General features: G+C 41.1%; 15 protein-coding genes. 14 read left to right on the top strand and 1 reads right to left on the bottom strand.

The features are described from left to right. The first annotated feature begins 46 nt into the window (after nt 1-46). Genes modA through MTF64_RS09170 form a run of 3 tightly spaced genes read left to right on the top strand, consistent with a single transcriptional unit; the run spans nt 47 to nt 2,502 of the window. The gene (gene modA, locus MTF64_RS09160) at nt 47-799 is read left to right on the top strand and encodes a molybdate ABC transporter substrate-binding protein (RefSeq protein WP_248451186.1); all 753 of its coding nucleotides are present in this window, start codon (nt 47-49) and stop codon (nt 797-799) included. Then, on the top strand, nt 786-1,472 hold the full coding sequence (gene modB / locus MTF64_RS09165; protein ID WP_248451187.1) for a molybdate ABC transporter permease subunit: 687 nt from the start codon (nt 786-788) through the stop codon (nt 1,470-1,472). Before modA ends, modB begins: the two co-directional genes overlap by 14 nt. Further along, the gene (locus tag MTF64_RS09170; protein WP_248451188.1) at nt 1,465-2,502 is read left to right on the top strand and encodes an ATP-binding cassette domain-containing protein; all 1,038 of its coding nucleotides are present in this window, start codon (nt 1,465-1,467) and stop codon (nt 2,500-2,502) included. The genes modB and MTF64_RS09170 overlap by 8 nt, the downstream gene beginning before the upstream one ends. A gap of 37 nt (nt 2,503-2,539) precedes the next feature. Here MTF64_RS09170 and moeB read toward each other — a convergent pair whose 3' ends face one another. Continuing rightward, nucleotides 2,540-3,298 (bottom strand): molybdopterin-synthase adenylyltransferase MoeB, encoded by a 759-nt coding sequence (moeB, locus tag MTF64_RS09175; protein ID WP_248451189.1) that lies wholly within the window; start codon nt 3,296-3,298, stop codon nt 2,540-2,542. Between the two features lie 286 nt (nt 3,299-3,584). Between moeB and MTF64_RS09180 the strand changes: the two genes are divergently transcribed. From MTF64_RS09180 to moaE, 11 genes are all read left to right on the top strand, one after another. Further along, nucleotides 3,585-5,054, top strand: coding sequence for a NarK family nitrate/nitrite MFS transporter (locus tag MTF64_RS09180; RefSeq protein ID WP_004587746.1), 1,470 nt, complete (start codon nt 3,585-3,587; stop codon nt 5,052-5,054). A 13-nt stretch (nt 5,055-5,067) separates the two neighbouring features. Beyond that, nucleotides 5,068-6,807, top strand: coding sequence for a bifunctional protein-serine/threonine kinase/phosphatase (locus MTF64_RS09185; RefSeq protein ID WP_248451190.1), 1,740 nt, complete (start codon nt 5,068-5,070; stop codon nt 6,805-6,807). A 9-nt stretch (nt 6,808-6,816) separates the two neighbouring features. Then, on the top strand, nt 6,817-8,010 hold the full coding sequence (locus MTF64_RS09190; protein WP_248451191.1) for an alginate export family protein: 1,194 nt from the start codon (nt 6,817-6,819) through the stop codon (nt 8,008-8,010). A 209-nt stretch (nt 8,011-8,219) separates the two neighbouring features. Further along, the gene (locus tag MTF64_RS09195; RefSeq protein ID WP_248451192.1) at nt 8,220-9,746 is read left to right on the top strand and encodes an FAD-dependent oxidoreductase; all 1,527 of its coding nucleotides are present in this window, start codon (nt 8,220-8,222) and stop codon (nt 9,744-9,746) included. Nucleotides 9,747-9,767: 21 nt separating this feature from the next. Further along, nucleotides 9,768-12,458 carry a nitrate reductase gene (locus tag MTF64_RS09200; RefSeq protein ID WP_248451193.1) on the top strand — a complete coding sequence of 897 codons (2,691 nt, stop codon included), beginning with the start codon at nt 9,768-9,770 and terminating at the stop codon, nt 12,456-12,458. A 16-nt stretch (nt 12,459-12,474) separates the two neighbouring features. Further along, nucleotides 12,475-13,446, top strand: a complete 972-nt coding sequence (gene moaA, locus MTF64_RS09205) for a GTP 3',8-cyclase MoaA (protein WP_248451194.1) — start codon at nt 12,475-12,477, stop codon at nt 13,444-13,446. A 1-nt stretch (nt 13,447) separates the two neighbouring features. Then, a complete protein-coding gene (locus MTF64_RS09210; protein ID WP_248451195.1) occupies nt 13,448-14,074 on the top strand; it encodes a molybdenum cofactor guanylyltransferase in 627 nt (208 codons plus the stop codon). Continuing rightward, nucleotides 14,071-14,610 carry a molybdenum cofactor biosynthesis protein B gene (moaB, locus tag MTF64_RS09215; protein WP_004587753.1) on the top strand — a complete coding sequence of 180 codons (540 nt, stop codon included), beginning with the start codon at nt 14,071-14,073 and terminating at the stop codon, nt 14,608-14,610. The genes MTF64_RS09210 and moaB overlap by 4 nt, the downstream gene beginning before the upstream one ends. 1 nt (nt 14,611) lies before the next feature. After that, the gene (moaC, locus tag MTF64_RS09220; protein ID WP_096739722.1) at nt 14,612-15,082 is read left to right on the top strand and encodes a cyclic pyranopterin monophosphate synthase MoaC; all 471 of its coding nucleotides are present in this window, start codon (nt 14,612-14,614) and stop codon (nt 15,080-15,082) included. Further along, the gene (locus MTF64_RS09225; protein WP_096739721.1) at nt 15,060-15,353 is read left to right on the top strand and encodes a MoaD/ThiS family protein; all 294 of its coding nucleotides are present in this window, start codon (nt 15,060-15,062) and stop codon (nt 15,351-15,353) included. Before moaC ends, MTF64_RS09225 begins: the two co-directional genes overlap by 23 nt. Further along, nucleotides 15,353-15,811, top strand: coding sequence for a molybdopterin synthase catalytic subunit MoaE (gene moaE, locus MTF64_RS09230; protein WP_096739720.1), 459 nt, complete (start codon nt 15,353-15,355; stop codon nt 15,809-15,811). Before MTF64_RS09225 ends, moaE begins: the two co-directional genes overlap by 1 nt. Nucleotides 15,812-15,846 lie beyond the last annotated feature (35 nt).

Consider the following 15,846-nt stretch of genomic DNA (forward strand, 5'->3'; position numbering starts at 1 on the left):
TATATTGTTTTTTATAATGTGTCTGATTTTTAAAACAATACTTATAATGTTTAAGCTTTACAATACATGGTGTGGTTATTTGTTATTACTGTTAGTGGTATTTAGCAATCCTCTTAACGCAAAAGAAACGCTGCACATAGCCGTTGCGAGCAATTTTAAACCTGTGCTGCAAACGCTGGTAACTAACCCAGCCCTGAAAAATATTAATATTAAAATATCAGCTGCTTCTAGCGGCGTATTACACTCACAAATTATGCATGGTGCACCGTACGATATTTTTTTATCAGCCGACGCTGCACGCCCACACGCACTGATCAAAGACGGCTTTGCACTTAAAAATAGCTTAACCACCTATGCGATAGGTTTATTAGCGCTGTGGCAGCCAAGCAACTCAGTTATTAATCATAAATTAGCCATTGCTAATCCAAGGTTTTCGCCATATGGGCAATCATCGGCGCATTATGCTAAAAACTATATAAAAACACCGTATGAATTTGTGTATGGAAATAATATTACCCATGCGTTTCAATTTGTAGAAACAGGCAATGCCGCTAAAGGCTTGGTCGCGTTATCTACGTTAAAGTCGGCGTATCGCAAAACTAAAAATAAAAAATATTTAAATTACACGCTTATCGAACCTGAAAAACACCCTGAAATAACGCAGCAAGGCGTTATCATAAGCGCTACTAAGCATTTAACGGCAGCTAAAAAATTTATGGCTTTTTTAAATGACCCCTCAACCGCAAAAACATTATTAGAGCTTGGTTATAAAGCAAAGGAAAGTGATGTTAGCAAGTGATGTAACAGCGCTGTGGCTTACAATTAAACTTGCCTTTATAACGGCTGCTATTTTGTTGATTATATGCATTCCGCTTGCATGGCAGCTAGCCAGTTATAAAGGTAAGTTAAAGCCTATATTAGAAGCACTTATAGCAATGCCTTTGGTGCTGCCGCCTACGCTAATGGGCTTTTATTTATTGGTATTGTTTTCACCTACTCATGCATTTGGCCAGTTTTGGTTTTGGTTCACGGGTACGCAGCTCGCGTTTAGTTTTCAAGGGGTGGTTATTGGCTCGTTATTTTACTCTCTCCCTTTTGTGATGCAGCCGTTACTGGCGGGCTTTAAACAAATAAATACTACTTATAATCAAGCTGCTATTGCCTTGGGGATCAGCCCATTTAAGCGTTTTATGTATTTAACGTTACCGCTATTAAAGCCAAGCATAGGCAGTGCCTTTGCACTGGGCTTTGCCCATACATTGGGAGAATTTGGTTTAGTGCTAATGATTGGTGGCAATATACAAGGCGAAACCCAAGTGGTGTCTATTGCGTTGTACGACCATGTAGAGTCGCTTAATTATGGGGCAGCGCACCAATTGTCGTTGGTATTACTAGCAATCTCGTTTGCGTGTTTAGTGTTGTTGTTTAAATTTAATAAAACCGTGATAAACGGAGCTGCTAATCGTGCTTAAAATACAATGTCATCAACGTTTGGACGATTTTGAATTACATGTTGATTTAGCTATAAATCAATTTGATATTTTAGGGGTGTTTGGCCCTTCGGGCTCGGGCAAATCGAGCTTATTACAGGCGATAGCAGGGCTTACGACGGCGCAAAATGTGTGTATAAATAATCATAATATTACCCATTTAAAGCCCGATAAACGCCTACTTACTTTACAGCTGCAGTCGTGCCCGTTATTTCCACATTTAAATGTAATGGGTAATTTACTGTTTACTCACAAGCATTGTAAAAATAAAAGTAACAACCTAACGCCTGATCAGGTAATTGATTTATTAGCACTAAACCCATTACTAAATCGTGATGTGTCGGGGCTTTCGGGCGGGGAGCGCCAGCGCGTAATTTTTGCAAGAACACTACTAAGTGGGCAATCTGTTGTTTTACTTGATGAGCCATTTAGCGCCTTAGATTGGTCAACGCGTTTTACTATGTTGGGGGCTGTTCAACAACTAAATAAATCCCATGGTATTAAATTTATTATTGTCAGCCACTCTTTAAAAGAGCTACTTTATTGCAGCGATACATTACTTCATATAGCGAAAGGCAACGTGCTCCAGTGCGGTGCAACACAAGAAGTGGTGCAAAGTATTTATACAAATAAGAGCCAAACGCCACTCAGTATACTTAGTTATAGTAAGCCTGAATTTAATGAGGCTTTTGGTCTTTACCAGCTTACTCTTAGTAATAGCCAGCAGCATTTATATGCAGTGCCTTCGCTGGTAAAACAAAACCATAAGTTAATTATAGAAAGCAGCCAAATAACCTACAGCAAAGTAAAACCAATTAACGAGAGCTGTGCAAACGTACTAATAGGTATGCTTGAAAATGCCCAGCAGCTTGATGAGCAATGGCTACTTACAGTTAACGTAGATACGCAATTACTGTATTGCGCGGTGTCTAAAAGGCAATGGCAGCAAAGTACTGTAAGCCTAGGCGAGCAGATTTATTTAACAATAAATAACCTAGAAACGCTAAATTAGGCTCTAAAAAGCAGTCATGTATTTACAGTGTACTAAATTAAGCACTGCAAACAGGGCAGTGCTTATTTTTAACAATATTAAAACGGTTAAACTCCATACTCAAACCATCTACAAGTAATAGCTGCTCGGTGAGTTTACTAGGCAGTCCTGCAATAATTTTAAGTGCTTCAGTTGCTTGAATACTACCAATAAGCCCTACAATAGGGGAGAGTACGCCTGACTCTGAACAGCTTTGAGTTTGTTCGCCAAAGAGCTGTGACACACACCCGTAGCAATGGCTATTAGGCGCCATTGTAAAGCAAGCTACTTGTCCCTCTAACCTTACGGCAGAGCCCGAAACCAAGGGCGTATGGGTGTTATAGCAGACGCTGTTGAGCAAATTTCGTGTTGCTAAGTTATCAGTGCAGTCAATAACTACATCTACTTTGCTAAGTAATTGTTCAAGCTGCGAGTTTTCATTTAAAAATTCATCAATAGTGTGGATCTCTATTTCATCATTTAACTGAGTTAACTGTTTTTTTGCACTGTGGGTTTTAAAGCACCCAACATCACTTTGTTTATAGAGCACCTGCCTTTGCAAGTTAGTTGCATCAACCACATCGTTATCTACAAGCGTTAATGTACCTACGCCCGATGCAGCTAAGTACTGCGCAACTGGGCAGCCTAATCCACCTAACCCCACAATAAGAGCATGACTTTGCCATATTTTTTCTTGTCCATCTATATCTAGCTGAGGAAGCATAATATGACGAGAATAGCGTAATTGCTGCTGATACGTTAAAGGGGGTTTTTGCATTAATGAGTTCTCATAATTTTTTTTAACAATACCAATTAGTTAAAACCTAGAGCAAGTAAAGCTTAAAAATTCTTTGCACTGTTTACGCCCAACAAAGCTGCTTAAATAGTGCAAAGCGAAATAAATATTAATTCCCAAAAATATAAGTAACTGAAAAACCTACCTATTAATTGTTGGCTTAGTAATTGCTGAAAGCGGTTAACGTTAATTTAACAATCGTCGCAGTGTTATTACTACCAAAGTCGTACTCACTGCTTAAAATAATAATCGTTACAAGGAAAAAAACATGCAACCGAGTTCTGGGTTTAATCTCATATCGTTTAGCGGAAAAATGAAAATACTACATTTAAGCTGGATGGTGTTTTTTATCTCTTTTTTTGTATGGTTTAACCATGCTCCATTATTAGGGGCAATAGCGGGCTCGCTAGGTATAACTATGGCACAGGTAAAAACGCTTCTCATTTTAAATGTGGCCTTAACCATTCCCGCGCGTGTTGTTGTTGGCATGCTGACAGATAAGTTTGGTCCGCGTATTGTTTATGCCGCTTTACTTATTTTATGTAGCATACCGTGTTTTATGTTTGCTATGGCCACCACGTTTGAGCAAGCCGCTATCGCGCGTTTTGCACTAGGCTTTATTGGAGCTGGCTTTGTAGTGGGCATTCGTATGGTGAGCGAGTGGTTCCCGGCTAATGAGCTTGGTACAGCAGAAGGTATTTATGGTGGCTGGGGTAATTTTGGCTCGGCTGCCGCTGCCATGTTACTACCTGTATTAGCGCTTATGTTTGGCGGCGACGATGGCTGGCGCTATGCCGTTGGTTTAACGGGCGTACTTAGCGTTATTTTTGGTGTTATTTGGTACATAAACGTAACCGATACACCAAAAGGGGGGACGTACTTTAAGCCTAAAAAAGTAGGCGCAATGGAAGTAACAAGTAAAGGTGACTTTGTATTATTGCTTATTATGAAATTACCTATGTATGGCGCACTGGCTTTACTTACTTGGAAGTTGTCTCCTACAGGCGCTAATTTAATTTCTGCCAATTTTGTTTTAGCCGTTTATGCATTTTTAGTGCTGTTATACGCTTACGAGGTATATAAAACCTTTGATATAAACGGACATATCTTTAAACAACCCGTGCCAGAATCACACCGCTACGAATTTAAACAAGTAGCTGTACTTAATATTTTATATTTTACCACCTTTGGCTCAGAGCTGGCCGTTGTATCTATGCTGCCATTATTTTTTATGGAAGTGTTTGGCCTAGATATGGTGTACGCAGGTTTACTGGCCTCTGCTTATGCGTTTATGAATTTAGCCTCGCGCCCGGGTGGTGGTTGGATCTCAGATAGAATGGGTCGTCGTAAAACACTTATTGTTCTTACCTCAGGGTTAGCTGTTGGCTACTTTGTTATGGGCTTAGTTGACGCTAGCTGGCCACTTTGGCTTGCAGTAGCTGCTGCCATGGCGTGTTCGTTCTTTGTGCAAGCTGGTGAGGGAGCGGTTTTTGCTGCTGTGCCACTTATTAAACGCCGCTTAACAGGGCAAATTGCAGGTATGACAGGCGCTTACGGTAACGTAGGTGCGGTGGTGTATTTAACGGCGCTCTCATTAGTGGATTACCAAACTTTCTTTATGATCATTGCTGCCAGTGCATTGTTAGGATTAGGGGCGTTATTTTTCATGAAAGAGCCAGATGGGCACATGACAGAAGTAAACGAAGATGGCTCTGTTGAACTTATTTCAGTGACTTAAGGCAGCGTTAGCCATGTTTGATGAAACCCAACACGCTCAAGTTCGTAATAATACGCTAGATGTTTCTTTTGGTGGGCACAGTGCCGCGGGCATAAAAGATGAAAATCAAGATGCGTTTGCTGCTTTAAATACTGAGCACGAACAACAAGAAACAAAAGGCGCTATTGCGTGCTTAGCGGATGGGTGTTCATCGGCTAAAAATGCCAAACAAGCATCGCAGCTCAGTGTTACTCATTTTATAAATGAGTATTTAAATACACCCGACAGTTGGGCGGTCAAAAAATCGGTTTCTAAGGTTTTAGCTAGCTTAAATCAGTGGTTATATTCGCAATCAGTCAACTATAACCACTTAGGGCAACGCCAAGCAGATTGGATGACCACCTTTACGGCGCTTATATTAAAATCAGCTACGGGGTATATATTTCATTTAGGCGATACTCGCATTACGCGTTTACGCGATAATCAAATGGAAGCGATAACGCGGGATCATAAAGTAAATGATACGCTCACTCGTGCTTTAGGCGCGCAGTCACATCAAGAAATTGATGTTTACGAAGTGGACCTAAAAGCCGGCGATATTTACATACTGACTTGCGATGGTGTGCATGATGTATTGCCCTATAGTGAAATTGCCAACGAAATAAACGCCCATAACAACTTAGAGCAGGCAGCAAGTGCCATTACCTCACGCGCTATAGCACAAGGCAGTGATGATAATGTGAGTTGTTTATTAGTGAAGGTAAATAGCATTGCGCAGCAAAATCTAGATGAGCTTTATCAATCGTTAACGCAGCGAAAAATACCACCCGCATTAGAGGTTGGCCAAATAATTGATGGATATACGGTTATTCGTAAAATCAACGAAAGCAGCCGATCGCACATTTATTTGGTACAGCAAGCACCTGATGCACCTCCCGTTGTATTAAAGGCACCCTCGGTTAATTTTGAAGACGATATACATTACCTTCAAGGCTTTATACGCGAAGGGTGGGTAGGGCAACGTATTAATCATCCTAATGTAATGAAGGTTTTAAATACACAATCGCAAAGCCGATTTTTATATCATATTTGCGAGTACATGGACGGACAAACCCTCAGTGACTATAAGCACGATGTCCCTTATTTAGAAATAGCTCAAGTGCGCAGTATTGTAGAGCAAATAGTGCATGCGCTAAGGGCTTTTCAGCGATTAGATATGGTACATCGTGATTTAAAACTCGATAACGTGATGATAGATGCTCACGGTAAAGTTACGTTAATTGATTACGGTACTGTAAGTGTTGCGGCTATGGATGAGTCGGTTAAGCAAATAGCCGATGACTGCCCGCAAGGGACTATAGATTATACGGCTCCTGAAACACTTATTTCGCTGCATGCCGATTTTAAAAGCGATATGTTTTCGCTTGGGGTGATTGCTTATGAGTTATTGTGCTCGAAGCTGCCTTATAAAACATTACCGGCAAGCCATACCCCTATTGATTACAGCCACTGGCAATACACAAGTATTCGCAAGTACCGAGCCGATATACCCTTTTGGTTAGATCAGGCTTTAATGAAAGCACTTGCGCCAAAACCAGCGCTCAGATACCACGCATTTTCTGAGTTTTTAACAGATATTAATAAACCTAATCCACATTTACAGAGCTCAGCCAACAAAATTTCAATAATGAAACGCGATCCAGTATTACTCTGGAAGAGCATTTCGCTGTGTTTATTTATCATTTTATTGTGCGTGCTCATAATTAAAAACTAAGAGACCAACATGTTAAATTATAAAAATAACTTACCTATTATTTTAATGATAGGGTGCATTGCAGCGCCTTCTATTAGTGTTGCAGCGCAAACCGACCTTAATTTTAGGTTGCGCTATGAAAGTGCAGAGCAAGATAACGCACTAAAAGATGCCAGTAGCTTAACGCTGCGTACACGCCTTACTCATAAAACGGATGAAGTGAATGGCTTTTCTGCTTTATTAGAGGTCGAAGATAGCCGAAGCCTATTAGGTGTAGACGATTACAACAATACGCAGGGTAAAAATACAAATTACTCAGTAATAGCCGACCCTGAAACCACAGAGGTAGATCAGGCTTTTGTTAAATACGCAAAAGATGCTTTATCAATTAAAGTAGGTAGGCAAGTAATAGCGCTCGATAGACAGCGCTTTGTAGGCCACGTTGGCTTTAGGCAAGACAGGCAAACTTTTGATGCTGCAACAGTAAATTACACCTTTAATGATATTAACTTGCACTATAGCTACATAAGTAAGCGCAACCGTATATTTGCCGATAGCAAAGATATTGATGCATCAGATCATCTTATCAATGCAAGCTTTAAAACAAGCCTAGGTAAGGTGGTTTTATACAGCTATTTATTAAGTGACGATGCAATAGATAATGACAGCTTAGATACTTATGGTGTTTCTTTTAATGGTAATAAAACGCTCAGTGAGATTAAATTTTACTATAAAGCACAGTACGCCACGCAATCAGCATCAACGAGCATGAGTGATTTTGACGCTGATTACTATGCATTTGAAGGGGGGATAGATTTAGGCGGTTTAGGTATTGAAGCCGTTACATTAAAAGCTGGTATTGAGTCACTGGGTTCTGATAACGGCGATTATGGTTTTGCCACGCCGCTTGCCACAATGCATAAATTTAATGGCTGGGCCGATACGTTTTTAGCAACCCCAGCACAAGGGCTTGATGACACTTATGTAAGTTTAAATGGTAAAGCTTACGGCGGTAAATGGCTGTTGGCGTATCACAGCTTTGATGCCAACGATAGCGCCAATGGCGTTGATGATTTAGGCACAGAGCTAAACGTACAATACGTAAAGCCTATTAATAAAACCTATGCTGTAGGCGCAAAATATGCCGATTATTCAGCAGGCGATAGCGCTGCAGGCAAAGTTGATACCCAAAAACTGTGGGTATGGGTAAGCGCTAAATTTTAGCCCTCGTAATTTAAAGCGTTACAAGTTGGTGCAATAGCGCCAGCTTGTGGTGCTTTCACTTCTTTTTTACTGTGTTAACTCGGTTAAGTTATTGAAATGTATTGTTTATATATCTGGCTTGCATATTGCTATAACCAACACATAATAAATTATACATTTAAAGTACCCATCTAAAGTTAAGTGTATTTTAAATCAAACAGGTGATTTTAATGCCAAGCAAGCAGCGTGTTGTAGTTGTCGGAAATGGAATGGTTGGCCATCATTTTGTACAACAGCTAGTATCACAACAAGGTGATACTCAAAATATTGAGATTACCGTACTCAGCGGTGAAGACCGACTCGCTTATGACCGCGTACAGCTTTCGTCTTTTTTTAAAGGTAAAACCGAAGATGATTTAGCGCTTACCTGCAGTAAAACCTATCAAGATTGGCAAGTGTACTTTCATACTCATTCTAAAGTGGTTGATATAAACCGCGATGCAAAAACAGTCACTACTGCAAAAGGCAAAACATTTGAATACGACAAGTTAATATTGGCTACCGGTTCATTTGCATTTGTACCACCCATTCCAGGTAAAGACCGTGAGCATTGCCTAGTTTACAGAACCATTAACGATTTACACGCCATAAAAAAATCTGCACATGCCAGCAAAGTGGGCGTAGTAATTGGTGGCGGTTTATTAGGGCTTGAAGCAGCCAACGCGTTAAAGCAGCTTGGCTTGCAAACCCATGTAATAGAATTTGCACCACAACTTATGGGCGTACAAATAGATGGTGCTGGTGGTCGATTGCTTAAAAATAAAATTACCGAGCTGGGCGTTACAGTGCATACATCAGTGGCGACAGAGCAAATTATAGAGGGTGAAAACAGCCGTTATAAAATGTGCTTTAAAGGGGGGCAAACCCTAGAAACAGACATGATTGTATTTTCGGCCGGTATTCGCCCATACGATAATCTAGCTCGTGAGTTTAATTTAGAAATAGGTGAGCGCGGCGGCATCGTAATAAACAACCATTGCCAAACGAGTGATGAAAACATATACGCCATAGGCGAGTGCGCCCTTTGGAATAACTTTATTTTTGGCCTTGTAGCACCCGGCTACGCTATGGCAAAAGTAGCGGCGGGGCATGTTTTACAACAGCTGTCTTCAAACAAAGCTTTACACACTACCTCTAACAATTCCTCAAATAGTGCTGATGAATTTAGCGGTGCCGATATGAGCACCAAGCTTAAATTAATGGGTGTTGAAGTAGGCTCAATTGGTGATGCCCATGCACGCAGTGAAGGCGCAATTAGCTATTACTTTGAAGATCAGCCAAACGGTGTTTACAAAAAAGTAGTCACTAATGAGCAAGGCAATAAGCTCTTAGGTGCTGTACTGGTTGGCGATACCAGTGATTACGATAATTTATTGCAGTATCACTTAAATGGCATTGAGCTTAGTGTGCCCGCAGAGTCATTAATAATGCCGCTTGCAGGTGACGCGGGCGAGCTAAACGCTGATGATTTGCCACAAAATGCCATTATTTGTGCGTGCCACAAAGTGACAAAACACACTATTGAACAAGCGGTTATACAAGGTTGTAGCGATTTAAATAAAGTGCAGCAAGCTACTAAAGCAAGTACGGGCTGTGGAGGCTGTGAAAAACTAGTGCAAAACGTTATTAGCAGTGCACTAAATAATAAAATAGCCACGTTAACCCCAGTAGATGAGCCAGTATCACAGAGCGCTTAACGCAAATAATAAGAGAGCAGTATGGAAACTTTAAACACTTGTTCAAACACGCCTTTGCTTAAACAAACTACCTGCGCTTATTGTGGTGTAGGGTGCGGGGTTGATATTTCATTATTAAATAATACCCCAACAAAACTTGAAGGCACGCGCGAGCATCCCGCTAATTTTGGCCGCTTGTGTGTTAAAGGCACGCATTTGCTTGACACCACCGGCAGTGATAACCGCTTAACCTCGCCTCTTATTGATAACGAACCCGCCAGCTGGGATACGGCAACTGATTACGTTGCCAACAAATTTAACGCCATTATTAAAGAGCATGGACCGGAGTCGGTTGCGTTTTATGTATCGGGGCAGTTACTGACTGAAGATTACTACGTTGCCAATAAATTAATGAAAGGCTACATAGGCTCAGGCAATATAGATACAAACTCAAGGCTGTGTATGTCATCGGCGGTTGCCGGTTATAAACGTGCGTTTGGTGAGGACGTAGTACCATGTACCTACGAAGATTTAGAGCAAACTGAGCTACTTATTTTAATTGGCTCAAATGCAGCTTGGACTCACCCGGTACTATACCAGCGTATGGAGCGCGCAAAAAAGCTTAATCCAAACATGAAAGTAGTGGTTATCGACCCGCGAAAAACAGATACAGCCGAACTTGCCGATACCTTTTTAAATATAAAACCAGGCAGCGACGGGGCTCTTTATAACGGCTTACTTAATTATTTAAGTGAACATAACTATTTAGATACGCAATTTATAAACGCGCATACAAACGGCTTTGAAACAGCGCTTGCAGAGGCTAAAAAGTGGAGTGTAAAAGCGGTCAGTGATTTTTGTGATATCGACGCGCAGCTAGTCAGTGACTTTTACGCCTTATTTGCACAAAGCCCAACCGCTATTAGTTTTTATTCAATGGGTATTAACCAATCAAGCTCAGGGGTCGATAAGTGTAATGCCATTATAAATGCGCATTTAGCGTCGGGTAAATTGTTAAAACCTGGATGTGGCCCGTTTTCAATAACTGGGCAACCTAATGCTATGGGTGGGCGTGAAGTAGGGGGCTTGGCAAATCAATTAGCAGCACATTTAGACATTGAAAACGACGCGCACCAACAGTTAGTGCAGCGTTTTTGGCAATCGCCAACAATAGCTAAAAAAGCAGGGTGTAATGCGATTGATATGTTTGATGAAATCGCCAAAGGGAAAATAAAAGCTATTTGGATAATGGCAACCAACCCGATGGTGAGCCTACCTAATAACGCAGCCATACAAAATGCACTTGAGCAATGTGAGCTGGTGGTTGTGTCTGACTGTATTGCTAAAAGTGATACGCTAAAATTTGCTGATGTGGCGTTCCCATCAACCGGATGGGGCGAAAAAAACGGCACAGTGACTAATTCAGAGCGCAGAATATCGAGGCAGCGCCCGCTAGTTGAGCCATTTTCGGGGGCTAAAAACGATTGGCAAATAATGTGTTTAGTTGCCCAAAAAATGGGTTTTGAAGGATTTGACTTTACAGACCCCAGTGGCATTTTTGAAGAATGGGCACAACTTACTGATTTTGAAAATAATGGTGAGAGGCTATTAAATTTATCAGCTTTAGTAGGGCTTTCGCAGCAGCAGTACGATAACTTAAAACCCGTTATGTGGCCGGTACTAAAAAATGAGCCATATAAAAACGGGCAGGTTTTTGTTAATAAACAATTTAGCACCGCAGATAAAAAAGCCCGCTTTATACCTATAACGCCCAAACTTCCTGTGCAGCAAACATCAAGCGATTACCCGTTTGTAATGAACTCAGGGCGAATACGCGACCAATGGCATACAATGAGCCGCACCGGAAAAAGTACAGCGCTTTCTACTCATATAACCCGCCCATATATTGAAATAAACCCCATAGATGCCAGGAAATTAAACATAAAAGCAAACGATTTAATAACTGCCAATGCTAAAACTGGGCAGGTTACAGCTCATGCAAAAGTAACGGATGCTGTGCGTAAAGGTGAGTGCTTTATGCCTATTCACTGGAACAAGCAATTTGCATCATCCGCTACGGTAAGTGGCCTCTATCAATCGGTTGTTGACCCTATTTCGGGCCAGGCTGAGTGTAAGCATGGTGCTGTTAATTTAGTTAAAGCGCAGTTTGCTCAGTACATGCAAATTTTTAGCAAAACAGAGCTTAATATTAACAGTGATTTTTGGCTTAAAGTTAACGCAAGTAATTGTGTTAACTACCAGTTAGCGCTCAATGAGCAGCAAAATGATTTGCTTTATTATTGCCAAACACTGACAGGGTTACAAGGGCAGTGGTCGGCAATGGGCAGTGCAAAAGCAATGCATGTTCAATGTATTCAAAACCAGCAGTTAGTGTTTGTTGCGGTTATTACGCCAGCTCAAAAAGACATATCACTTGAGTGGATAAATCATTTATTTGCAGAGCCTTTAATAACCTTTAGCCAATTACAGTCATTGTTGTATGCCACGCCTGATGAAGAATTTACTCAAGGCGCACAAGTATGTAGTTGCTTTAAAGTACGTGAACAACCCATTATAAACGCCATTAAAAGTGGTGAAAATACAGTAGAACAATTGGGGTCTAAACTAAAATGCGGCACTAACTGTGGGTCGTGTAAAACCCAGTTAAGCCAATTAATAAAGCAGCATACTACGCAAAACGCTAACAGTATTGATGTTGCAGTTGAAATGTAAATAAACAAGGAAGCATATGCTTAATGATCAATTTGGTCGGCAGTTTAACTATTTGCGCCTCTCAATTACCGATGTGTGTAACTTTAGTTGCACATATTGTTTACCAAATGGGTATCAGTGCGATACCCCGCGTAACTTTTTAAAAAAAAGCGAAATAAACACCTTAGTAAATGCGTTTGCGCAATTAGGCACAAAAAAAGTGCGCATTACAGGCGGTGAGCCGTGTTTACGCAGTGACGTAACCGACATTATAAAGCAATGTAAAAACACTCCAGGCATAGAAAAAGTCGCCATAACAACCAATGGTTTTAACTTATTTAATAAAATTGATGAGTTTTACAGCGCTGGCCTAGATGCGCTAAACATTAGTATAGATAGCTTAAACCCGAGCATGTTTAAATTAATTACAGGACACGACAAACTAACCCATATTTTAAAAGGGATAGACCGGGCAATTGAGCTGGGTATAAAAGATATAAAAATAAATGCCGTGCTGGCTAAGCAATTTAATAAAAACCAATTAAATGATTTTTTAGACTGGGTAAAACATAAAAAAGTAACGGTACGCTTTATTGAATTAATGGAAACAGGTAATGGTGCCACCTTTTTTGAACAAAACCATGTAAGCGGGCAAAGTGTTAAAACGCAGCTTTTAGCACAAGGTTGGTTACAGGTAGTAAGAGGTAAATTAAACGGCCCTGCAGAGGAGTTTTGTCATCCCGATTTTGAGGGTCGCATTGGCTTAATTATGCCCTACAGTAAAGATTTTTGTAAAAGCTGTAACCGATTAAGAGTATCGTCATTAGGCAAACTACATTTGTGCCTGTTTGCCGAGCAGGGAATAGACTTACGCCCGTATTTAAATGCGCAAGATACGCCAGCCACTGTAAACGCTATTCAAGCAGCAATGGGCAATAAAACTATTAGCCATGAGCTTGATAAGCGCTTAACGGGCGCTACAACCCATTTAGCTATGTTGGGCGGCTAAAATGAGCAATAAAGCCGTGTTTACAGGAGTTGTACTCGCTGGTGGGCAATCATCCAGAATGGGCAGCGATAAAGCGAATCTCATTTTAAAAAATAAAACCTTACTGCAAAATGCATGTGAGTTATTAACAGCAGCAGGAGCAAGTGATGTACTTATAAGCCGTAATGTACAAAGTGCTACTGCGCAATACATACCTGATATATACCCAGGTTCGGGCCCGCTTGGGGGGATTTATTCAACCTTAATGGCAACAGAGCAAGATATACTTGTAACCGCTGTTGATATGCCATTGCTTACTTGCACGTTATTATCGCAAATTGCATCTGCAGCAAGCGATAACCCCCACTTTCAAAAAAATCAGCCACAAATACATGCGTGGCACTTTGAAAATGAACCGTTACCCCTGTATATTCGTAACACCCAAAGCGTTAAACGTCATTTAAAACAATTACTCATAAACGTAAATAGTCATAAATCAATTAAACAGTTTACCCGTAGTATTGGTGTGCAAACGTTAAAATGTAATAAAGCGCATGCACTTGTTAATACCAATACACCGGCGCAATTTAAAGCTGTTAACGAGCAATTTGACCAACACAAACCTAATTTATTGAGAAGAACCCTATGAGCCACACAACTGAGTCACAAATCGCACTAAACATTGCCGTAATGACAGTAAGCGACACACGCGATGAAATTACGGATACTTCAGGCCATTATTTAATTAAAGCCCTTACTGAAGCAGGCCATCACTTAGCGGATAAAGACATAGTTAAAGATGATGTTTACCAAATGCGAGCAGTTGCATCGCAGTGGATTGCCGATGACACCATTCACGCTATTTTAGTAACCGGTGGTACGGGCTTTACCGAGCGCGACTCAACACCAGAGGCATTTGCACCGCTGTTTGATAAAAGTGTAGATGGGTTTGGAGAGCTATTTAGACATATTTCGTACGGCGAAATTGGTAACTCAACTATTCAATCACGTGCGTTGGCGGGCCTTGCCAATAACACCGTTATTTTTTGTATGCCTGGCTCTACAGGCGCATGTAAAACAGCCTGGACAGGTATTATAAAAGATCAGTTAGACTCAATGCACAAGCCATGTAACTTTGCCCCGCATATTACTATTGGTAAAAAATGCGAATCGCGAGAGCAATAATATGCTGAGCCACGTAGATGAAAACGGCCAAGCAAATATGGTTGATGTATCGCTAAAAGAGGTCACTCTGCGCGATGCATCTGCCGAGGCCTACATTAAAATGAGCAAACAGGCTTTTGAGCAAGTGTTGCTTAATCAAAATAAAAAAGGTGACGTGCTAGGCGTTGCCCGAATTGCGGGTATTCAGGGCGCTAAAAAGTGCGCAGATTTAATTCCGCTTTGTCACCCGCTGGCACTGAGTAAAGTAGCCGTTGATTTTGAACTTGATGAAGCAAATAGCCAAATTAAAGTTACCAGCTACTGTAAATTGGCGGGCAAAACGGGCGTTGAAATGGAAGCACTCACCGCTGTATCTGTGGCGACCCTTACATTATTTGATATGTGTAAAGCCGCCGACCCGCTTATGGAAATACACGGTATGCGTGTAACGCAAAAAGCAGGAGGCAAGAATGGTAGCTGGCAGCGAGACTAATTTAAATGATACTGATGCAGGGCATGTAAACGTACTGTTTTTTGGCCAACTTAAAGAGCGCCTAAAGTGCGATAAGTTAACCGTTGAGATAGCGGCCCCTCTTAGCATTAAAGCGTTTAAACACATGCTGGTTGAGCAAAACCCACATTGGCAGGCATGGCTTGAAGAGCGTGATGTATTGTGTGCGCTTAATCAAACTATGTCATCAAGCGATGAGCTTGTAAAAGCAGGGGATGAACTTGCTTTTTTCCCACCAGTGACGGGTGGCTAATGAGTATAAGCATTAACGTACAAACACAGGATTTTTCAGTAGGCGAGCAACATGGCGCACTTTGCAGTAATAACAAAAGTGATGGTGCCGTAGTGACGTTTACGGGGCTGGTGCGAGAATTTAGCAGCGGCGATAACGTAATCGCCCTTGAGCTTGAACACTACCCTGGGATGACTGAGCAACTACTGCAATCTATAGCCGAGCAAGCCCAAACACGCTGGCAACTTGCCCGCATAAGTATTATTCATCGAGTAGGCTATTTAGCGCTTGGTGAGCAAATTGTATTTGTTGGCGTAACTAGCCGCCACCGCCAAGCCGCGTTTGAAGGCGCACAGTTTATTATGGATTACTTAAAAAACCACGCTACGTTTTGGAAAAAAGAGCATTTTAAAGACTCCTCAAACTGGGTTGAGTTTAAACAAAGCGACAAGCAAGCGTTAAACAAGTGGGAAAAGTAGGTCTGTGTAAGCCTATATAAATGCGTTTATATAAT

Source organism: Pseudoalteromonas sp. 2CM41L, from assembly GCF_023161905.1.
In the GTDB taxonomy this organism is placed as follows: Bacteria; Pseudomonadota; Gammaproteobacteria; order Enterobacterales; family Alteromonadaceae; genus Pseudoalteromonas; species Pseudoalteromonas atlantica.